The sequence below is a fragment of the Gillisia sp. JM1 genome (assembly GCF_000424645.1).
Taxonomy (GTDB): domain Bacteria; phylum Bacteroidota; class Bacteroidia; order Flavobacteriales; family Flavobacteriaceae; genus Gillisia.
In genome coordinates this window covers 1,537,138-1,559,116 of record NZ_KE384218.1, presented here as the reverse complement: position 1 = coordinate 1,559,116, position 21,979 = coordinate 1,537,138, and the positions used below count along the sequence as shown (strand labels likewise).

Here is a 21,979-nt window from a genome sequence, read left to right as displayed (position 1 = left end):
ATTAAAATATTTTCGAAAAAAAATAAGAGGGCGAATTCGCCCTCTTATTTTTTGAATCAAGAACCTCGGGGCAAGCCCACGAGGTATGAATTGGAAAATCCTTTTAAAAGTTCGAGGCAAGCCTCGGGGAATTAAACCCTCAATGAAGAATTAAAACTTTAAATTAATACCCAGGGTTCTGAGTAAGATTAGGATTCAATATCAATTGATTTGCTGGTATTGGAAATAAGTTTTTATTTATATCACCAACAGCTGCAGGAGATTTTAAAGACCAGTCCCTAGTATATTCTCCAAACCGAATCATATCATTTCTTCTCCAGAATTCCATATATAATTCCCTTCCTCTTTCTTCAAGAAGATCACTTTCTGTTACATTAGCAAAAGGCTCGGCTTTTCTAAGAACCCTTAACTCGTTAACCATTGCTGAAGGATTTCCACCAGATCTCATCATTGCTTCAGCTTTCATCAAATGGGCATCAGAATATCTAAAGAAAATTTCATGTTCTGTCTGTGCTCCATATCTTGGATTATATTTTATAGTACGTATCCCGGTAGTTTCACTGTTGTTAATAAGGCTAATATTCCCAGACCCATCAGTAAACTCTCTTTTAAAAGTTAAAGGATTTCCACCTCTATCTTCCCTTGGGGCTCCATCATAGTCATACTGTTGATTAATAAGAAAACCGAAACCAACACTTGAGCCGTCTGCGATTCCATCGTCATTTTCATCAATTGAACCATCAAATGATCCAGCCGGTAATCCAGATGGAGGAACGAAACCTCTACGCTCTTCCTGCCCGTCAATAGGCACTCCCTCTGCAGTTCCTCTGTTAAAATTGGGATCTCCTTCAAACATATCATAAAATTCGGCAAGAGTAGAGAATCCATTCCATCCACCACCAACTTGATCTGGTGCCATATTGTAATGAAGTCCATTCCAAATTCTATTCCCCACAGGAGTGGGTATAAACCATATGGTTTCCCTGTCCATAGTGTTCCTGAAGATATCGAAATAACCTTCTTCAAGGGCATAACCTTCTGAAGTTATTTGATCTACTAGGCTTATAACTTCTGCCATATCTGCTCCGTTTGGTTCACCTCCAACATAAATATGCTTATTTAGAAGAACCTTAGCTAGTAAATATCTACCAGCTGCTTTACTCGCTCTTGCGTTGGGAGAAGCACTTGTTCCTACTCCAGCTCCCGGTCCTGTTGTTGGTAAATTAGAGATAGCCAAATTAAGATCAGATACTATTTGATCTACAGCTTCCTGTCCGCTAAGTACGGTAGGGTCTTCAAATATTGGAGCATCAGTATCACGTACGGGAACCTGACCAAAATTATCCAGGATAACCCACATTCCAAGTGCTCTTAGAAAATAAGCATCCGCTTCTTGTTGTGGCGTACTATTCGTTAATTCAGAAAGCACCTGAGCTCCTTGAAAATGCAATGTATTCCATTGATTCCAAACATTCAGAAGAAAAAGATGCTCAGCTGTCCATTCGTGTTGATGTAATTGTCTCCATATTCCATTATCCCCCCAGTCAGAACCTCTAGTAGGCACCAAAGCTTCGTCTGTGGTTACTTCAGCAAGAGCATAAAGGTCTGCCTGATTTCCTATATATCCGTTTAGACTATTATAAGAATTATCTAAAAAAGAATCCGGATCGCTAATACCTTGAAAACCTGCTTCGTTCGAATCTATTATAATAGAGTCAGTACCCTCTATCTCTAAATCTGTACAAGACATGAAAATAGTCGCTAAAATAAGCGAACCCGAGACTAACCTGGCTGAAGTTTTAAAAATTGTTTTATTTTTCATTATCCTTTTTTTTTTATTAAAATGATGCATTCAGACCAAAAGATATAGTACGCGGTCTTGGGTAAGCAGCATAGTCTATACCTACGGTTGGGATTCCTGACTCATTCAAGTTTCCAGTATTAGTAGAAACTTCAGGATCCAGTCCACTATAATCCGTAATCAAGAACAAGTTTTGTCCTGTTACGCTTACTCTCACAGAATTTACTTTACTGCTTTCATTCAATGGCACATTGTAACCCAATGAAGCTGACGAAAGTCTCACAAAATCACCTTTTTCCAGAAAACGTGTTGAAACAGCAACCGAAGAAGCCGGGTTCTCTATACTTGCTGCTGCCTCCTGTATGGTGTTCTTACCAATCAACAATGCACTTTTTGTAAAAAATGCATTCTCAGTAGCATTATATACGTAAAAATCGAATTGTCCACTAAAATAAGTAGAAAGATCAAAATTCTTGTATCTGGCATTTAAAGACAAACCAGCATTCCAATCTGCCTGTGCATCTTTACCCACAAAAAATTTGTCAGCATCAGGATCACCTATTCCGTTTCCATCCACATCAAGGTATGTAGGATTCCCATCTTGATCAAATCCGGTAAACTCTGCCATAAAATATGAAAACAAAGGTTGTCCTGCCTCTAATTGCTGAGCAAAAGCGTTGGTTAGCCCATTACCTCTAATTGCACCGGTTGGAATTGTGAATTTAGTATCCCGCACTTCATTAAAGTTATAGGCTACGTTAAAATTAGCAGAGAAACCAAACTCATTTGTATTTGCAAAATCATAGTCTAAAGAAAGTTCTACACCTTCGTTTATCACTTTACCATCCGAAAGATTACTAAAAATAATAGTACCATTACTTGGGGCAGCAGATGGTCTTGGAAGCAATAAGTCATTAGTTTCTTTGCGATAAACGTTTACCGTACCATTAAATCTATCATTGTTTACTCCAAAATCTACTCCTATGTTATAATCTGTAGTTTCCTCCCATTGAAGATTTGCATTCGAGTCTCCATCAATAAAAGTTCCTGGTGCCAGTAGTACATTAAGATCGTTACTTATTCCTCTACCTGCAGCACGTTCCCGTTGAACAAAACGTCCATAACCTAAGCCTTCTTGGCTACCTACAATTCCGGCACCTAACCGAAGTTTTAAGGTAGAGAATGTATCTCCCATAAAATCTTCTTTATGAATCTGCCATGCAACTGCTCCAGAAGGAAAACGACCATATCTATTATTTTCTCCAAAAGTTGTAGAACCATCAATTCTAAAGGTACCTGTAAATAAATATTTTTCAGCCAAAGTAAAATTAGCTCTCATAAAATATGACTGTAATTCATCGAAATTATCAAAATTATTGTCTACCACATAAGCCGGAATCGGCCTATCAAAACCTTCCGGAAGTTCGTTTGAAATAAGTTGATTCGTTTCTAAGTTTAAATCATTTACGTAAGTTCCATCATTCCCATATCCAAATACAGTGTATGGGCCATCAATAGCTCCTGACACACTATTAAAGGCATCTCTTAACTGGGTTGCCATTAGTCTAAGATCAGTGGTATTAAAACCTGCTCCTTGAGATCCGAAACCATTCCTGTCAAATTTCTGATAAGAATATCCTCCAACAACATCTAGAACAGAGTTGTCAAATTCTTTTTTATAGTTTAGGGTAGCTTCAAGCAGTGAGTTTTCCTGGTTGAAAGTATCATATCTACCTCTACCGATACCGGAAACCCCATTAAGTCCAATTACGTCTGAACCAAACACGGAAGTAGTTTCCGTTTCCGCCTTTTCAATACCTACCGTCACTTTAGCACTTAACTCATTAGTAAAAGCATATTCTGCTGAAGCATTTCCTAAAAATCTTTCAACTTCAGAAAGACCCTGAAAACTATTTAATATACTTACCGGGTTCAAAACATTACCTCCCGGGTTGAATGTTGGGTCTATAGGTGCTGTTGGATTTTGTGTAATAGAAGCACCAATCAAATCACCGGTAGATCCAGCCTCTCCATTAATAGGAGCACTTTCCTGATCAACTTTAGAAATAGAAGCCTGAATGCTCAAGGTCAATTTATCATTAAATAAACGCTGGGTGGCATTCACCCTTGCTGTTAGCCTTTCCAAAGAACTGCTTTTAACTACACCTTCCTGATCATTGTAAGCAATAGAAGCACGAAGATTTCCTCCCGTATAACTCTTTGAGTAACTAAGGTCTATGTTTTCTGAATAAGATGTACGCGTATAAAATTCCTGAAAATCAGAATCAAAACCAAAGTCTAAAGCATCAGGATCATTCCCTACGGAAGCTATAGCATCTAAATATTGTGCGCTGTTCAAAAGGTCATATTCACTCGCCGGGGTTCCAACACCCAGACTAAAATTGAACTCAAATCTACCCTCAGAAGCACCTCTCCCCCCTTTAGTTTGTATAATTACTACTCCGTTAGCGCCACGAGAACCATAGATCGCCGTTGCTGAAGCATCTTTTAGAATGGAAATACTCTCAATATCATTAGGATTAAGGAAGCTCAATGGGTTTTGCCCACCAGCATTACCTATACCACCAACGCTAGATGAAGGAGCTGAACCAGAAGAAAGTGGCACCCCATCAACTACGAACAAAGGGTTGTTACCAGAACGAATAGAGTTGGACCCTCTAATACGCACATTAATACCCGCACCAGGTGCGCCAGAAGTTTCTGAAATTTGTACCCCGGCAGTTTTACCTTGGATTAATTGTTCAGGTGATGCAATCACCCCTTTATTAAATTCTTCTGAAGTTACAGATGCCACAGACCCTGTTGCATCTTTAATGGTTGTTGTACCATATCCAATAAGCACAACTTCCTCCAATTCGGAGGCATCTGCAGCTAAATTCACATCGATTGTAGACCGCCCATTAACACCAATCTCTTGGGTTTCGTACCCTATAAAACTAAATATCAGGATTCCACCCGCCGGCACGTTATTAATGGTATAATTTCCATCAAAGTCGGTAGTGGTCCCTGTAGATGTTCCTTGAATGGCAACAGTAGCGCCAGGCAAGGGTCCGGTTTCATCGGTAACAGTTCCGGAAACAGTTTGTTGAGCGTTCACCATGCTGAAACACAGAAAAGCAACAGCAAACAAAAAGCTCCTGAAAGTAATTTTTTTCATAAAAATTGGTTTTAGTTGAAATTGTCTTAATCAAATATTAAGAAGTTATAAACTTAGGTAAAATATTGTTAATATAACAACGAGGACCGAGTTCAATCTACGAAAACGTTTTCGTTAAAAAACCTAAAAAGAAGCCTTTAACTAATCTCAATATTATCGCAAAATCTAAATTAAAGGAATTAACTATATAATTACAAAATGTTCATAACTATTTACACAACATTAAAAAATAATAAATATCTAGCTTAAATCTACAATGCCATTGCCTTTCCATTTCCTAGTTTTTCTAACGGGCCACAAGCAATATATTGTCCTGGAATAGGATCGTACCAAAGTACATTTTCCCCTACCTCTTCACTCGTTTTCCATGCCCAAATCCCCATCTCCCGAATTATAGTAAGATAACTATAACTACCAAGATCTGTATTAAGATCTTTATCTTGAGGATCTTGTGTTTCTGTATTTGTTTTTGCGTATTCCTCTCTCTTTACTGGGGCTGCTCTCAAATACTTAGCTATTATCTTCTCGTATTCTTCTGCTGAACCTTCTTCTAGCTCTTTGTCATATTCCTTTTTAAAAACTGTAGCAAAAGCAGCTGCCTTTAGATTAAAACTCTCTTGTTGTTTTTTAGTAGCCACTTCATTCATATAGGAATCTATAAATTGAGCTATATTTAATTCTCCTGCACCTGGAGTATCGGTCGTTGGGAGTATTACATTCAGTATTTGTTTTAGTGCAAAACCGTTTGAAATGCTTAAAAAGTTTGGTTCCCAATTGTTTTTAGGTTCGCTTTTACAACTTTGTAATAAACTTAAGGTACTTGGTCCTATAATAAGTATTCCGGCACCCAGACCAAAGTTTTTTAAAGCTTGTCTTCTATTCATAATTAAAAATTTAAGCTTCTGATTTTTTAAAATTTTTAACTGCGTGATCTGCAGCTCTTGCCGTCATTGCCATATATGTTAAGGATGGATTTTGACAGGCGGCCGAAGTCATAAAAGAACCATCGGTTACATAAACGTTGGACACAGAATGCAACTGATTGTTTCCGTTTAAAACAGAAGTTTTTGGATCCCTTCCCATTCTGGCTGTTCCCATTTCGTGGATTCCCAGTCCAGGAGCTCCTATATTATCGTAGCCTTGAACATCCCTGAAACCTGCCTTTTCGAGCATTATCACGGCTTGTTCTATCATGTCCTTGCGCATCTTCAATTCATTTTCTTTAAATTCGGCGTCAAAGGTTATGGTTGGAAGTCCCCATTCATCCAATTTTTCATAATCAAGGGCCATTTTATTTTCGTGATATGGAAGGGTTTCTCCAAATCCCATCAACCCCATGGTCCAACCCCCTGGTTTGGAAATCGCTTCTTTTAATTCTTTTCCATAACTGGCTTCGGCAATGGTCTCATTCCAATTATCCCTGCTTGCTCCACCCTGATATCCGTATCCACGTATAAAATCAAGATTTTCATTTTCTGAAAGGTTCCTAAAACGTGGCAGGTAAATTCCATTTGGCTTCCTTCCTTTATAGTACATGTCTTCAAAACCATCGTATTTACCTGAAGCGCCGGCATCAAAGTGATGATCCATAACATTATGTCCAAGTTCCCCGCTATCATTTCCCATTCCATTAGGGAATCTGTCCGATTTGGATTGCATCAAAATACTGGCAGATGCGATGGTAGAAGCACATAAGAAAACAACATTCGCTGTGAATTCATGAACTTCCTTGGAATCCACATCAATCACCTTAACCCCAGTAGCTTTTTTAGTTTTAGGATCATAGATCACTTCACTCACAATTGAATTTGGCCTCAAGGTCATATTTCCTGTGCGCTCTGCCGCAGGTAAGGTGGATGAATTACTGCTGAAATATGCTCCATAAGGACAACCTCTTATACAACGATTCCTGTATTGGCATGGAGCCCGGCCTTCAAATTTCTCATTATTAGTAATATGTGCTACGCGACCGGCTGTAAGTACCCTGTCGGTAAAATTCTCAGCCATATTCTTTTTGAGATGGTCTTCCACACAATTTAATTCCATCATTGGTAAGAATTTACCATCAGGCAATTGTGGAAGTCCGAGATTCTCGCCGCTTACTCCTATAAAAGATTCTACATAATCATACCAAGGGGCTACATCTTTATATCGTACCGGCCAATCTACAGCTATTCCATCTTTTTTATTTGCTTCAAAATCTAGATCGCTTAGCCTGTAACTATGTCTTCCCCACATTATTGATCTCCCTCCAACATGATATCCACGAATCCAGTCGAATCTTTTAGTCTCATTATAAGGATGTTTAATATCATCCACAAACCAATGTTTGGAGGCTTCATTAACCGTATAACCAGTTCTGGCTTGTTTTTCTTGTTTTTTTGCCTCTTCTATAGGAACCTGTCCTTTAAATTTATAGTCCCAAGGATCGTCATTCATAGTTGGGTAGTCCTTAATATGTTCTACCATACGTCCTCGTTCAAGGACCAAAGTTTTAAAGCCTTTTTCACACAATTCTTTGGCAGCCCATCCGCCGCTAATTCCTGTACCTACTACTATTGCATCATAGGTTTCATTTTCATAAATCTTACTCACAGTTCTGGGGTTAATTAATTTTTCATTTGAGGTATATTGCCAAATATATCGAATTATGTTTATTTTTTTACATCTTTGAAGTAAGTATACTTTTAAGATTCTTAAAGTTACTACCAAAATAAAAACCTTTAAACAAAAATTCATGACACGAAAATCCCGTAAGATTGCTCCATTATTTTTACTTGCTTTATTTTTTATGGCAAGTTTGGTCTCATGTAAAAACAATCAGGAAGCGAAGGAAATTATTGAAACTAACCTCAGTCAAACCGAGAATCAGGAATTGTTTTTCAAAATTTCCCTAGCCCAATGGTCCCTTAGCAAGCCAATTATTGAAGGTGAAATGGATCCTATGAATTTTGCTCAAAAAGCACATGAGATGGGATTCTCCGGAATTGAATATGTTAGCGGACTTTATGCTTCAAAAGTTGAAGAGATGGGCCTTCAAACTGTTTTGGATACTTTAAAAGCCAGAAGTGAACAATATAATGTTGAAAATGTTTTGATTATGATAGATGGTGAGGGAGACCTTGCCGTTTCAGATAAAGCAGAGCGAAACAAGGCTGTTGAAAATCATAAAAAATGGGTGGATGCAGCTCAGTTTTTAGACAGTCATTCTATAAGAGTAAATCTTTTTGGAAGCAATGATGCAGGAATATGGAAAAGCAATTCAATTGATGGTCTTAAAAAATTAGGAGAATATGCCTCAACCAAAGGCATAAATGTTTTGGTAGAAAACCACGGCTATTTATCCTCCAATGCCAAACTTCTCGTTGAGGTAATGGAAGGCGTGAACCTCCCAAATGTTGGAACCCTTCCAGACTTTGGAAATTTTTGCTTAAAACGTGAAGGCGGGGAACGCTGGGATGCTAAATGCACAGAAGAATATCCAAGATACCAAGGAATTGAAGAAATGATGCCTTTTGCAAAAGCCGTAAGCGCAAAATCTTATAATTTTAACGAAGAAGGTCAGGAAACAAGCATGGATTTTCAAAAAATTCTTAAAATCGTAAAAGATGCTGGCTATAAAGGCTATATAGGTGTAGAGTATGAAGGCCAGGTACTTACAGCGGAAGAAGGAATAATTGCAACAAAAAAACTTTTAATCGCTGAAGGAAGCAAATTGTAATTGTTATAAACAATAACATATCAAAATTAGTCTTTTTCAATTCACTAATGAAGCACAGTTAATTTGTAAATATAATTTACTGATTATTTGTCAAAAATAATAAACTTCTGATTTCGCGGTCATTTTCCAGTTTTTTTTCTAATTTCATTAATTATATGACCATGTTTTATATATAGTCCAAAATTTAACCACTAATTTCAACGAACTTTTTCAAACATCAAAAATTTAAAAGCTATTATTATGGAGAAAAACAAAAAAGAAACGAATAATCTTTCCAGGAGGAAGTTTATTGCCAATACAGCTATGACCGCCGCCGGAGTTATGATTGTTCCTAGGCACGTACTTGGCGGTGTAGGTTTTACAGCCCCCAGTGACACTCTTAATATAGCTGGTATTGGTGTTGGAGGTATGGGAAGGGCAAACCTTACAAATATAACCGGACAAAATATCGTTGCACTATGTGATGTTGATTGGGATTATTCAGCAAAAACTTTTAATGATTATCCCAATGCAAAAAAATACCTAGATTACCGTAAGATGCTTGAAGAAATGGACAAGGATATAGATGCAGTAGTTATTGCAACTCCAGACCATACCCACGCACTTACTGCTGGCGCAAGCATGAGCATGGGAAAACATGTATATCTTCAGAAACCACTTACCCATTCAATTTATGAATCCAGGTATTTAACCGGAATGGCAAAACAAACCGGGGTTGCAACCCAAATGGGAAATCAGGGTCATTCAAATGAAGGAACAAGATTATTCGCAGAATGGATTCAGAATGGTGAAATTGGGGATCCAATTGAAGCACATGCCTGGACAAATCGTCCTATATGGCCTCAAGGTTTGGAAAGACCTGAAGAGCAACCAGCAGTTCCTTCTACTTTAGACTGGGATCTATTTCTTGGACCGGCTAAAAGCAGACCTTATCACCCAGCATACACACCTTGGAATTGGAGAGCCTGGTGGGATTTTGGAACAGGAGCATTAGGGGATATGGGATGCCATCTTATGGATCCAGTATATTTAGCACTTAATCTTGGCCATCCTACAGCATTTGAGGGAAGTTCTTCACAAGTAAATACAGAGAGCGCTCCTATAGCAGGAATGGTAACCTATTACTTCCCTGAAAGAGCGAGTCTAGATAAAGTAAAAATGCCTGCACTTAAATTCAATTGGTATGATGGCGGTTTGTTACCTGAAAGGCCTGCGGGAATGGAACCCGGTAAAATTATGGGTGACGGCGGCGGAGGCGCCATGGTTGTTGGTACCAAAGGAACCATTATATGTAGTACTTACGGTCGTGATCCTTATATTATAGGTAGGGAAAACAATCCTCCACAAGTCAAAAAAGTAATTCCACGCGTAGAGCTTAGCCATGAAATGGATTGGGTACGAGCTTGTAAAGAACCTAAAGCTAGCCGCGTAGAAGCGAGTTCCAACTTCGCTTATGCAGGGCCTTTCAATGAAGTAGTTGTAATGGGTAATCTCGCCATTAGGTTGCAGGGTCTTAAGAAAAAACTAGATTGGGATGGTGAAAATATGAAGATTACAAATATTGGAGAGAATGAGGAAGTCAAAATTGTGACTACAGATAAGTTTACAGTTATTAATGGTGATCCAAAATTTGATACTCAGTATGAAACTATAAATGCAAAACAGGCTTCAGAAGAGTACATAAAACACAATTATAGAGAAGGCTGGAAATTATCTTAATCTTTTTATAGAATCAAGAACCTCGGGGCAAGCCCACGAGGTATGAATTGAAAAATACTTTTAAAAATTCGAGGCAAGCCTCAGGGAATTGAACCCTCAATGAGGGACTAAATTTAACCAAAACAGAAAATGAAAAACAATATTTTGATATCAAAGTTTATAAAGACAATTTATTCATTACCAATTGTACTAATCTTTATAGGATCCATTCTTACTTCTTGTGGTGATAAAAAGAAGGATTCTGAAGAAAATCAAGAGGTCGAGATCGCAGAAATTGATGTCCCTGCAAAAGTGAACGAACTTTCCCAAGAGGAAAAAGACGAAGGCTGGAAGCTATTATTTGACGGAAAAAATACTGAAGGTTGGAGGGGATATAACAAAGATTCGTTTCCTTCTCAAGGTTGGGTGGTCGAAGATGGTGCTATAAAAGTACAGGGAACTGGTTCTGGTGAAGCTGGTGGTCCTGGCGATATCATTTTTGATGAGCAATTTAAGGATTTTGAACTGACTCTTGAGTGGAAAGTATCTGAAGGTGGAAACAGCGGTATTTTTTATTTGGCACAGGAAATAGAAGGTGAACCTATTTATACCTCAGCGCCCGAGATGCAAATTCTCGATAATGATAAACATCCTGATGCAAGGTTAGGAACAGATGGAAATCGCCAAGCAGGTTCCTTATACGATCTTATTCCTGCTAAACCTCAAAACGCGAAGCCTGTAGGTGAATGGAATAAAATTTCTATTCTTGTTTACCGCGGAACAGTTGTGCACAACCAAAATGGAGAAAATGTAGTAGAATATCATTTATGGACAGATAACTGGAAGGAAATGGTGAAAAACAGCAAATTCAAGGATTGGGAGAACTTTCTGAATGCAGGTGGTGAAGATAAACAAGGCTTTATTGGCTTGCAGGATCATGGAGACGATGTGTGGTTTAGAAATATAAAAATTAAAAAATTGTAATAAATCATTTTATAAAACCACAAAAGCTGTATTAGATATCTATCTTTTACAGCTTTTTTTTATGAATTTTTTAATGATTTTCCGAAAAAAAATATTCTTATTTTATGCTATTAAATTATAGAAATAGCAGATTTAGAAATAATTATTATATTCATTTTGAATCTTTTTCCTAAACTATTCCAATTCTTTTAGAATGTTCAATTGCTTTTTCGCTGTTAATAAAGTAACAGGTGCTTACCCCCATATCATTAATGTTATCTAAAACAGTTGCAATGGTTTCCTTTTTAACTTTGTTGGTTTTACGTATGTATACCGCTTTCACATTTAATGGGAATATTTTGCAGATACGCTCATAGATATATGGATCTTTTTGAGAATCGTCTCCAATAAGCACATATTTAAGGTTTGGATAAAATGAGATGATATCCTTTATCTTTTCGAATTTATGATCGTGTCCCCCACGCCCGGTCATTAGAAAATCTGAAATTCCTGTTTTGATCTTCTTCAATTTTATTACCGCCTTGGGCAGCTCGTGTCTTTTAGCAAATTCATTAATAAAATCGTACAAGTTCCATTCGCTACTAGAGACGTAAAAAAAGGAGTTGAAAGCTTGGTCATTATCTTGGCCATAAGCACTTAATGCTTTATAATGCGGGACCACGTCATCAAATATTTTTCTTTTATTAATGTTCTTAAGTAACATTACATAAAGTTTCTTAAAAAAATTACCGCTGTAAGAAATAAGGAAAGTATCATCAATATCAGATATTATCCCATATTTACTTTCGAATGGTTTCAGGATTTCTCCGGTATCCACAATACCAAACCCATTGAATTGGCAGGAAACCTGATACTCATGCCAACCACTTTCCATATCTTGATTAAAAGGGATATTAAATCTAAAATATCCATCATCCAATGTTTTTGTTTGCACGTGCAAACCTTGAAATTCTAGAGTCACCCGAATATTGGGAATTGGTTTTATATTAAACATATGTACAATAGACACCGCATGTTTAATCCCACGTCTATCTATTCGGTACTTATCTGGAGCCCAAGATTTAAAGACATGACCAAAAACTACCAGCTCTTGGTCGTTTAAATATCCACGATATAATTTTAAATCAATTTTTGTCAATTGAGAGTTTATTAACGAAAGAATACTTCCAAAATAGCTAATTTTAGCAACAATCTACAGTGCATGGAACCAAAAAACAAAATTTTACTAGTTGTTAATCCAATTTCTGGAAGTTTTGACAAAGCTAATCTCATTAAAACAGTTGAAACAGTACTAGCTAATATAAATATAAACATTCAAGTTTATGAAACTCAAGGTGAAGAAGATAAAATTGCAATTAGCAACTTAATAAAAGAACATAAGCCAGAGCGCATATTAGTGGCTGGTGGGGATGGAACTATACAGCTAGTAGCAAAAGTTCTCAAAGATTTTGATCTTGTTCTTGGCATCTTACCTGCAGGTTCTGCAAACGGTTTTGCAATTAACCTTGATCTACCAGATGATCTAAACGAGCAAATTAAAATTGCTGTCGGCTCTAAAATATTTACCGTAGATACTCTAGAGCTAAATGGAGAAATGTGCTTACATATTTCAGACTTGGGTATAAATGCAGAGCTCATTAGACATTATGAGCATTCTAACTTTAGAGGGATGTTTGGGTATTTCCTCCAATCTTTTCCAACATTGTTTAAATCTAATTATCCTTATAAGTTCACTATTGAAGCTAATAATTATAAATATGTAAAAAAAGGAGTGCTCTTAGCTATTGCCAATGCAAATAAATTTGGAACAGGAGCTAATATAAATCCGCATGGGAAATTGAATGATGGAAAATTTGAAGTTCTTATCTTTAAAAAACTAAGTCTATTTCAAATAATAAAGACCTTATTTAAAAACACCAAAATGGATTCCAATTTCGTGGAAGCCATCTCTACAGAAGAAGCTATAATTACATGTAAAAAACCGATAGCATTTCAGATTGATGGAGAATTTATTGGAAAGAGAAAGGAAGTTAAAGTAAAAGTTTCAGACAAAAAGTTAAAAATCGCTGTGTCGGAACATTTTAATCCCGCTTAAATTTAAAAACTAATTCTAAAAAAATATTAATATGAGCACTTCAAAAATTACATTTAAAAACAAAGAAGGCATAGACCTAAAAGGGAGTATAGAGTTGCCTGAAAATAGAACACCTCATAATTTTGTTTTATTTGCACATTGTTTTACTTGTAATAAAAATTTTTTAGCCGTAAAAAATATAAGTGAGGCCTTAACTGCCAAAGGTTTTGGAGTTCTGAGATTCGATTTCACAGGATTGGGCGAAAGTGAAGGAGAATTTGCAGATTCAAATTTTTCTGGAAATGTAGAAGATCTTGTTTCTGCTTCTAGTTATCTAGAAGATAATTATAAAGCACCATCTCTATTAATAGGCCATTCACTTGGTGGCGCAGCGGTACTGTTTGCCTCAACTTTATTAGATTCGGTAACTGCCGTTGCAACCATTGGAGCACCTTCTCATATTGGACATGTAAAAAATCTATTGAAAAATAATGTCGATGATATTCAGAAAAATGGAATCGCAGAAGTAAATATTGGAGGCAGAAATTTCAATATAAAAAAGCAGTTTTTAGATGATCTAGAAAACAATGATCTTCCAGATATTATTTCAAAATTAGATAAATCCCTATTAATTCTTCACTCTCCCCAAGATACTATCGTAGGAGTTCATAATGCCGAAGAAATTTATCTTGCTGCCAGACATCCTAAAAGTTTTATCTCTCTTGATGGAGCAGATCATTTATTATCCAATAAAATAGATTCAAATTATGTAGGTGATGTTATTGGAACATGGGCAAATAGATATCTTGATATTCCTGTGGAAACTGAATTGAAGTCCAATTTAAATGTCGTTGCACATTTAGGTCCAGAAGGTTTTACTACACAAATAAAAGCTGGAAGACACAATCTAATAGCCGATGAACCTGAACATTTAGGAGGGAATAATTTTGGACCTAATCCTTACGAATATGTATCTGCTGGATTAGCCGCATGTACTTCTATGACCATACAGATGTATGCTAAACGAAAAGGTTGGGTGGTAGATTTTGTAGAAACACAAGTTATTTATGGAAGAGAGCATGCCATTGATTGTGAAAAATGTGAAGAAGAAGGTACTAAAATAGACACTTTTAAACGGGAACTTATAATTAAAGGAGATTTGGATGAAAAACAACGCAAGCGATTATTAGAGATCGCTAATAAATGTCCTGTTCATAAAACACTACATTCTGAAACACAAATTATTACAAGCTTAGTAGATCAAAAATAACTAGTTGAAAATTCCTATTTGGAAAGAAATTATCTGTGTTAAGCAATCCTTAAATCTTTGGAGATTCCTTATTATACAAGTAATTTAGATGATTACAATTTAAACCAATCTATATTAATTATGAAACGTATTAGTTTAACACTTCTATTTTGTGCATCCCTTTTAATTATTGGATGTAAAAATGACAAAAAAGATAATGACGAAAATAAATCTTCCGACACTGAAATGACTCAGGAAAAAGAAGTTGAAGTTAAAAAAGTAAAAATTACTTTAGAACCAAAAAGTGATAGTAAACTATCTGGGAATGTTGTTTTCACCCAAGAAAACGGGGAAGTAACTATGACTGCGGTTATCGATGGTTTAGCTGAAGGTATGCATGCAATTCATATTCATGAAAGTGCAGATTGTTCTGCAAATGATGGATCTTCTGCAGGAGGACACTGGAATCCAACTTTTGAACAACACGGGAAATGGGGTGATGCCTCAGGATATCATAAAGGAGATATAGGGAATTTCAAAGTTGATGGTAATGGAAATGGAACTATCACTATGACTACAGATGAATGGTGTATTGGTTGTGATGATGATGCTAAGAACATTATTGGAAAAGCAGTAATTGTACATGACGGTGTAGACGATTTTACGTCTCAACCATCTGGTGCAGCCGGGACTAGAGTTGGATGTGGTACTATTAAAATGTAATAATTGTTTTGAGATATAATAATAAAAGCAACCTTCGGGTTGCTTTTTCTATTTTAAGAGAATAATTTTCTATTTTTAAGCACAATTTCAATCCTATGCAACAAGATAAGTTAATTGAAGAGCTTCAAGCAGGCAACCAAAAAGCCTTTGAGCGCATTTATGAACTTTATTCACACAGTACCTATGGTATTATATTTAGCATAATAAAAGACACCTCTATTTCAGAAGAAATACTGCAGGATGTTTTTATTAAAATATGGAATAATGCTTCGAGCTACAATCCCGATAAAGGCCGATTTTTTACGTGGGTTCTCAATATTGCTAGGAATGCTTCTATAGATAAAATTAGGTCAAAGGATTTTAAAAATAAAAAATTAAACCTTAAGAGTGATAATTTCGTAGATATATTAGAGTCTAAAACTAACTTTTTCGGAACAATCGATGCTATTGGTCTACAAAAATACATTGATGCTCTGGGAGCGACATGTAAAAGTTTAATAGACTTGCTGTTCTTTAAAGGCTATACTCAAAAGGAAACCTCAGAAGAACTTCAAATGCCCTTGGGAACAGTAAAGACAAAGAACAAGGTATGTATTGACAAATTACGATCTAAAGTATTACGATAATGGATATTAATAATTATGTATCATCTGGTATTCTTGAGCTATATGTATATGGTGCGCTTTCTGAAACAGAGAGTAGAGAGGTTACCCGAATTTTAAAACAATACCCCGAAATTGAATCTGAAGTAGATGAAATTGAAGAAGCACTTATTCATCTATCCGCTGCGGTAGCGCCAGCAGATGCCGAGAATTTGATCCAGGCTATTAAGCAAAAACTTTCCCATAATCCAAAAGTGGTAACAATGGAAAGTCGCAGATCAAATATCCCTATGTATATTGGATGGGCTGCCAGTTTGCTGTTCTTAATTGGGTTGTTTTTAATGTTCAATAAGAATCAAGAACTTAGAACAGATCTTCAAGCTTTACAAGCAGATAAAGCACAAATGGAAACTCAAATTGCGGAAGCTAGATCTGATGCAGATAAATCTAAGGAACTTCTATCGGTGATACGAGATAAGGATATTATAAAAGTTCCTTTAGCTGGGCAAGCCGTTGCTCCAGATGCCTACGCAGCTGCGTATTGGGATAAGAATACAAACATCACCTATATAGATGTAAAGGATTTACCTGAACCACCAAGAGGAATGGTTTATCAAGTATGGTCTCTACAATTAGAACCGCTTACACCAACGAGCATAGGTGTTTTAGACACTTATGAAGAAGATGAAAATAAAATATTTGCTTTAAAGAATATGAATCCTTCTGAAGCATTTGGTATTACATTAGAACCTGCTGGTGGAAGTAAAACACCAACTATGGAGCAATTGTATACTTTGGGAGTTGTATCTTCTTAAAAAGGTCTCTCTTGCTAAATAATAAATAGATAATCACCTTTATTGCAAATTAGTATTGTCCGGTAAAAAAATTCAGGATTTCGGTGAGGTTAGAAGTAACGTGGATTAAGACTGTTTTCAATGTTTAGGAGCTTGCTAGTGGAATACAGAATTATTTTTCCTTTTTGAAAAATTTGCACATATTAAAATATTGATTTTCAATTAGTTAAAATGTAGTCTTACGTCTTGAATCTAGCAGCGCAGCGATCTTATATCTTTTGTCGGACGAAAATGATTGCAATTATTTACAAACCGGTATAAATGCAAAGAGTCTGCTCCGTTAAGAAACAAACTCTTCACTAACCAACCAAAAAAATCAAAAAGAATTATTCTGCGAGCAGAATTTGGAATATAGTAGGGTCACCAATATTTAATTTTAGGGCAATTCAAATGAATTATTAGCAAAATTTCATTCGTTGTTCCACCCGAAATAACTCTCTTGTACTATACTTACGAGAATAAATATGCTACGGTTTTAATTTTTGTGATAATTAACATTTGGTTAGTGAAAAATTACTCCAGCCATTCTTTAAAGAGTTTCACTCGTTCCCGGCTTACAATTAACTGATGTTTATTAAAACAATCCAGTTTTACTTCTAAACGTAAATTGGAATAACTTATAATATCTTTTATGGCATTAAGGTTTACAATAAATTTCCTGCTAATCTTAAAGAATTTCTCGGGGTCTAGATCTTTCTCTAATTTTTCTAAGCTAAGATCTAATAAATAGCTTCTATCAGTATTTGTGTGTAAATAGGTACCCTTATTTTCTGAATAAAAACAACAAACAATACAAAAAGATCTTACTCAAAAAAAAGCCAGGCATAGTGTTGCAGAACACCACGAAATGGATGAGCTAATGGAACAACTGGATGATACAGAAATCAGTGCTTCTAATTGGTTGAAAATAGCAAAAGATCTCGAACATAAGGTTACCCACCACCTGGATGAAGAAGAGCATGAAGTTTTCCAAATGGCTGGAAAAGCACTTACAGAGAAACAAAAGATCTCATTAGCATCAGATTATATTAAAGAGATCACAAAAACCAGATAATTTCTGAGTTTTTACTAAAATATAAATCCGCTTCAGTTCAAATTGAAGCGGATTTTCTATTTATATCATGCTTCAAAAATTCTAAATAATCTAAGATTTCTTCTGAAATAACTATTATAAGGCTTTATCTGATTTAGATTGCTTTTGATTTTCTTTAAATGGCCTAATAATTAATCTGGCCGCTTTATCGTAATTCACATAATTGTAAACCCAATTAAAAAAAGTAACCAATCTGTTTCTAAAACCAATTAAAAACCAAAGGTGTACAAACATCCACACAAACCAAGCAAAGAATCCTCCAAAATTGAACTTTCCGAGATCTACTACTGCTCGGTTTCTTCCAACCGTAGCCATTGTGCCTTTATCAAAATATCCAAAAGGTTCTAGCTTTTTATTACCTAAAATATTATGAATGTTTTTAGCAAGGTGCTTTCCTTGTTGGATAGCGGGCTGTGCAACCATTGGATGACCTTTTGGATATTCTTCACTTTCCATAACAGCAATATCTCCAATAGCAAAAATAGTATCGTAGCCGTTAATTTGGTTAAAACTATTTACTTCGTACCTGTTCGCTTTTTCTATAAGAGCTGATGCTTTTAGGCCCTGCACAGGTGCACCCGTAACTCCGGCACTCCAAATAAATGTTTGAGTTTCAAAATTTTTAGATGTATTGGTAAGAACCAGATTCCCATCATAAGATTTTACCTGCGTATTTAAATGAAGTTGTACACCTAATTCTTCAAGAAATTTAGCTGCTTTTCTTGAAGATTTCTCACTCATGGGTGGTAATACCCTATCCATTCCTTCTACAAGATGAATTTCCATTTCCGAAGGATCCAAATCGGGATAATCTTTAGAAACAATATGATTTCTTAATTCTGCAATTGCTCCACTTAGCTCTACCCCTGTAGGACCAGCGCCGGCAATCACAAAATTTAAAAGTGCTTTTCTTTTTTTTGGGTCTTTAGTAATTACTGCTTGTTCTAAATTCTCTAAAATAAGACTTCTTATGTTCAAGGCATGTGGAACAGTTTTCATCCACATTCCATTTTTCTCTATACTCTCGTTGCCGAAGAAATTAGTTTTAGAACCAGTAGCAATGACCAGATAGTCATAAGTAAGTTCTCCAATATTAGACTCAATTATCTTTTTTTCAGGATCTATTTTAGTTACTTCAGCCATTCTAAAATAACCACGGTCGCTGGCTCTTATTATTTTTCTTAAGGGATAGGCTATAGAATCTGGTTCTAATCCAGATGTTGATACTTGGTATAAAAGAGGCTGGAAAGTATGATAATTATGCTTGTCTATCAATACAGTTTGAACTTTTTCTTTAAGCAACTTTTTAGCTAAGGAAATTCCTCCAAATCCTCCCCCTATAATTACAACACGTGGTAAATTAGTCTTAGATATATTCATTTGTCAAACTATTATTTATTTAATTCTATAAATATATAATAAGCTAAACTATTATTCATCAATTTATATATCTTCGAAAAAAAAATAATTTGGCTTTTAAATAAATCCAAACAAGCAGTTTAGATTTTACCCTACTAGATGTAACACTGTACAGTATTCAAAGACTAACAATTTGTAAATAGCATCTGTGGAGAAAGAATTAGAACATCAGTTTGTAACAAATCTGGAGAGAGATCAGAATATTGTTCACAAAATCTGTAGGATTTACACCAATGACCAGGCTTCACATAACGACCTATTTCAAGAAATAACGATTCAGCTCTGGAAGGCATATCCAAAATTTAGAGGAGATGCAAAATTTAGTACGTGGATGTATCGGGTGGCCTTGAACACCGCCATTACTTTATATCGTAAGAAAAAGCGTGGAATTCAGACTCAAGACTACGATTCTGTTCAGTTTAGAATTAAAGTAGATGAATATGATGATGAGACCGAGCAACAATTGTCACTAATGTACAATGCTGTAAAAGAGTTAAATGATATAGACAAAGCCTTAATATTTCTATATTTAGAAGACAAAAATTATAAGGAAATATCTGAAACAATGGGTATTAGTGAGGTGAATGCACGAGTGAAGATGAATAGAGTTAAAACTAAACTAAAAAAAATATTAAATCCGTAAAGTATGGATGAATTAGATTTATTAAAAAAGGACTGGAACAAGCAGCAATGGAATTATCCTAAGCTAACCTATGCCCAGATCTATAAAATGATATGGAAGCGTTCCCATTCTATAGTTAAATGGATATTCTATATCAGTTTAATTGAATTATTAGCTGGTACTATTATAAATATAATTTTCTCTGGAGATAAATATTGGGAAGATATAGAAAAGAACAATTTAGAAGAGATTATTACTATATTATATATTGTAAGCTATGCAATCACCTTCTACTTTATCTTTAGGTTTTATCAAAATTACAGAAGGATCTCTACAACAGATGATGCTGCTACTTTAATGAAAAATATTTTAAAGACAAGAAAAACGGTTAAATTCTATATTGGATATGTGCTTATATCTACAGCAATAACGGTAGTTGGTATGTTTGGATACATGATAATAAAACATAGCAACAAAGATGTAGAATCTATCTCCAAATACGCCTTTGATACAGTAGATTGGCTAAAATTTATTGGAGTTAGTGTACTTGTCCTTAGTATACTATTGGGTGTTATTTGGCTATTTTATAGGTTACTCTATGGGATTTTACTTAAAAGACTGAAGAAAAATTATGTAGAATTAAAGAAGTTAGAAATGTAATACAGTTTTTAGATACCAGAATTGAGATCAGATCAATTTTGATTTGTAAATGATCTTGACTTTTGTTTTCAGTCTTTTATTTCATTTCTCATTTTTATGATCTGATTCTTTTATTTTAGATCTTAATATAATTTCCTATTTAGCCTAAACTTTTTTTCTAACTTAATAGCTCTCGAGATTGTAAATTAAGCCTAGATATTTATTATCTTACCATTCTAGATTTTGAAACTTATTTCTATCTCGCTATTGTTCCATATAGACTTTCGAATTAATGTTTTGAACCTTTTTTTTTAAAACCTTAAAAATACGTTACTTTTGCAAAAATTAGTTTTACCCTCCACTATTAAAAAATTATATAAATGGAATTTACTAATCCTCTAATTTATGGGGTGCCGGCTTTCTTAGGACTTATTCTATTAGAACTAACCTACAGTAAAACCCATAACAACAAAGACCTATATAAATGGAAAGACCTTTTTTCAAGCCTTTCTATGGGTATTGGATCTGCGGTAATAGCGGCATTTATAAAAATCGTTACTATCATTCTTTTATTCGAATTTGTATATGAATTGTTTAACCCGATTGTTGAAGGGGTAAGGACAAATATTATGGGGTGGGAATCCTTTGGGTATGCATGGTATGTTTGGATCTTATGTATGTTATTAGACGATTTCAGCTATTATTGGTTTCATCGGCAAAATCATATGGTACGGTTTTTTTGGGCAGCCCATATCGTACATCATTCCTCCGATAATTTTAATCTTGGAACAGCGGTTCGTAATGGTTGGTTCACAATTCTCTACAAACCATTTTTTTACGTGTGGATAGTCATAATAGGTTTTCCCCCAGAAATGGTAGTAGTGTGTCTTGGAATTGAAGCCTTATGGCAATTCCAGTTACACACTAAATATGTTCCTAAAATGGGAATTATAGAAAAGTTTCTTAATACCCATACGATGCACCAAGTGCATCATTCGAAGAACCTGGAATATATGGATAAAAATCATGGAGGTATTTTAAATGTTTTTGACAGAATTTTTGGTACATGGAAAGAGCTGGATCCTTCAATTGATATAGAATATGGGGTTTCTACTCCACCTGAATCCTATAATTTATGGGTGATCCTAACCCACGAATACAAAAATATTTGGGAGGACACCAAAAAAACTAAAAACTGGAAACATAAATTCATGTATGTTTTTGGACCTCCTGGTTGGAGCCACGATGGGAGTACCAAAACGGTTAAAGAGATTCGGAAAGAATTAAAAATGGATACTTAACTTTTTAAATCTCGTTTCCTT

18 protein-coding genes and 1 pseudogene are annotated in these 21,979 nt (G+C 35.3%); 12 read left to right on the top strand and 7 right to left on the bottom strand.

What is annotated here, in order from left to right:
* Positions 1-163 precede the first annotated feature (163 nt).
* The 4 genes from H033_RS0110190 to H033_RS0110175 all read right to left on the bottom strand — a co-directional run bounded on the left by H033_RS0110190 (position 164) and on the right by H033_RS0110175 (position 7,574).
* Positions 164-1,822 carry a RagB/SusD family nutrient uptake outer membrane protein gene (locus H033_RS0110190; protein WP_026838230.1) on the bottom strand — a complete coding sequence of 553 codons (1,659 nt, stop codon included), beginning with the start codon at positions 1,820-1,822 and terminating at the stop codon, positions 164-166.
* Positions 1,823-1,838: 16 nt separating this feature from the next.
* Entirely contained in the window at positions 1,839-4,979 is a 3,141-nt protein-coding gene (locus tag H033_RS0110185; RefSeq protein ID WP_026838229.1) for a SusC/RagA family TonB-linked outer membrane protein, read from the bottom strand.
* Positions 4,980-5,230: 251 nt separating this feature from the next.
* Positions 5,231-5,863, bottom strand: a complete 633-nt coding sequence (locus H033_RS0110180; RefSeq protein WP_026838228.1) for a gluconate 2-dehydrogenase subunit 3 family protein — start codon at positions 5,861-5,863, stop codon at positions 5,231-5,233.
* A 10-nt stretch (positions 5,864-5,873) separates the two neighbouring features.
* Positions 5,874-7,574: a GMC oxidoreductase gene (locus H033_RS0110175; RefSeq protein WP_026838227.1), complete on the bottom strand. Its 1,701-nt coding sequence runs from the start codon at positions 7,572-7,574 to the stop codon at positions 5,874-5,876.
* 142 nt (positions 7,575-7,716) lie between these two features.
* Between H033_RS0110175 and H033_RS0110170 the strand changes: the two genes are divergently transcribed.
* The 3 genes from H033_RS0110170 (at position 7,717) to H033_RS0110160 (ending at position 11,382) form a co-directional block, all read left to right on the top strand.
* Positions 7,717-8,700: a sugar phosphate isomerase/epimerase family protein gene (locus H033_RS0110170; RefSeq protein WP_026838226.1), complete on the top strand. Its 984-nt coding sequence runs from the start codon at positions 7,717-7,719 to the stop codon at positions 8,698-8,700.
* Between the two features lie 240 nt (positions 8,701-8,940).
* Positions 8,941-10,419, top strand: coding sequence for a Gfo/Idh/MocA family protein (locus H033_RS0110165; protein ID WP_026838225.1), 1,479 nt, complete (start codon positions 8,941-8,943; stop codon positions 10,417-10,419).
* Between the two features lie 129 nt (positions 10,420-10,548).
* Complete coding sequence (locus H033_RS0110160; protein WP_155827774.1) at positions 10,549-11,382, top strand: DUF1080 domain-containing protein; 834 nt, start codon at positions 10,549-10,551, stop codon at positions 11,380-11,382.
* Positions 11,383-11,551: 169 nt separating this feature from the next.
* Here the strand turns inward: H033_RS0110160 and H033_RS0110155 are convergent, their stop codons facing one another.
* A complete protein-coding gene (locus tag H033_RS0110155; protein WP_034886184.1) occupies positions 11,552-12,520 on the bottom strand; it encodes an App1 family protein in 969 nt (322 codons plus the stop codon).
* Between the two features lie 63 nt (positions 12,521-12,583).
* Between H033_RS0110155 and H033_RS0110150 the strand changes: the two genes are divergently transcribed.
* From H033_RS0110150 to H033_RS0110130, 5 genes are all read left to right on the top strand, one after another.
* Complete coding sequence (locus H033_RS0110150; RefSeq protein WP_026838222.1) at positions 12,584-13,477, top strand: diacylglycerol/lipid kinase family protein; 894 nt, start codon at positions 12,584-12,586, stop codon at positions 13,475-13,477.
* A 31-nt stretch (positions 13,478-13,508) separates the two neighbouring features.
* Positions 13,509-14,726, top strand: a complete 1,218-nt coding sequence (locus H033_RS0110145) for a bifunctional alpha/beta hydrolase/OsmC family protein (RefSeq protein WP_026838221.1) — start codon at positions 13,509-13,511, stop codon at positions 14,724-14,726.
* A 120-nt stretch (positions 14,727-14,846) separates the two neighbouring features.
* Positions 14,847-15,428, top strand: coding sequence for a superoxide dismutase family protein (locus H033_RS0110140; RefSeq protein WP_026838220.1), 582 nt, complete (start codon positions 14,847-14,849; stop codon positions 15,426-15,428).
* A 95-nt stretch (positions 15,429-15,523) separates the two neighbouring features.
* Positions 15,524-16,054, top strand: coding sequence for an RNA polymerase sigma factor (locus tag H033_RS0110135; RefSeq protein WP_026838219.1), 531 nt, complete (start codon positions 15,524-15,526; stop codon positions 16,052-16,054).
* Positions 16,054-16,845, top strand: coding sequence for an anti-sigma factor domain-containing protein (locus H033_RS0110130; protein WP_026838218.1), 792 nt, complete (start codon positions 16,054-16,056; stop codon positions 16,843-16,845). The genes H033_RS0110135 and H033_RS0110130 overlap by 1 nt, the downstream gene beginning before the upstream one ends.
* Positions 16,846-17,397: 552 nt before the next feature.
* Here the strand turns inward: H033_RS0110130 and H033_RS21310 are convergent.
* Positions 17,398-17,673, bottom strand: a pseudogene (locus tag H033_RS21310) (LytR/AlgR family response regulator transcription factor); the annotation flags it as partial.
* Positions 17,674-17,731: 58 nt separating this feature from the next.
* On the opposite strand from H033_RS21310, the gene H033_RS19980 reads away from it, so the two are divergent.
* Complete coding sequence (locus H033_RS19980) at positions 17,732-17,938, top strand: hypothetical protein (RefSeq protein WP_231367591.1); 207 nt, start codon at positions 17,732-17,734, stop codon at positions 17,936-17,938.
* Positions 17,939-18,052: 114 nt separating this feature from the next.
* Here H033_RS19980 and H033_RS0110120 read toward each other — a convergent pair whose 3' ends face one another.
* Complete coding sequence (locus H033_RS0110120) at positions 18,053-19,357, bottom strand: NAD(P)/FAD-dependent oxidoreductase (RefSeq protein ID WP_026838217.1); 1,305 nt, start codon at positions 19,355-19,357, stop codon at positions 18,053-18,055.
* A 187-nt stretch (positions 19,358-19,544) separates the two neighbouring features.
* Here H033_RS0110120 and H033_RS0110115 point away from each other — a divergent pair, with 187 nt between their 5' ends.
* The 3 genes from H033_RS0110115 (at position 19,545) to H033_RS0110105 (ending at position 21,958) form a co-directional block, all read left to right on the top strand.
* Positions 19,545-20,039 (top strand): RNA polymerase sigma factor, encoded by a 495-nt coding sequence (locus H033_RS0110115; protein WP_026838216.1) that lies wholly within the window; start codon positions 19,545-19,547, stop codon positions 20,037-20,039.
* A 3-nt stretch (positions 20,040-20,042) separates the two neighbouring features.
* A complete protein-coding gene (locus H033_RS0110110) occupies positions 20,043-20,678 on the top strand; it encodes a hypothetical protein (RefSeq protein ID WP_026838215.1) in 636 nt (211 codons plus the stop codon).
* A gap of 359 nt (positions 20,679-21,037) precedes the next feature.
* Positions 21,038-21,958, top strand: coding sequence for a sterol desaturase family protein (locus tag H033_RS0110105; protein ID WP_026838214.1), 921 nt, complete (start codon positions 21,038-21,040; stop codon positions 21,956-21,958).
* Positions 21,959-21,979 lie beyond the last annotated feature (21 nt).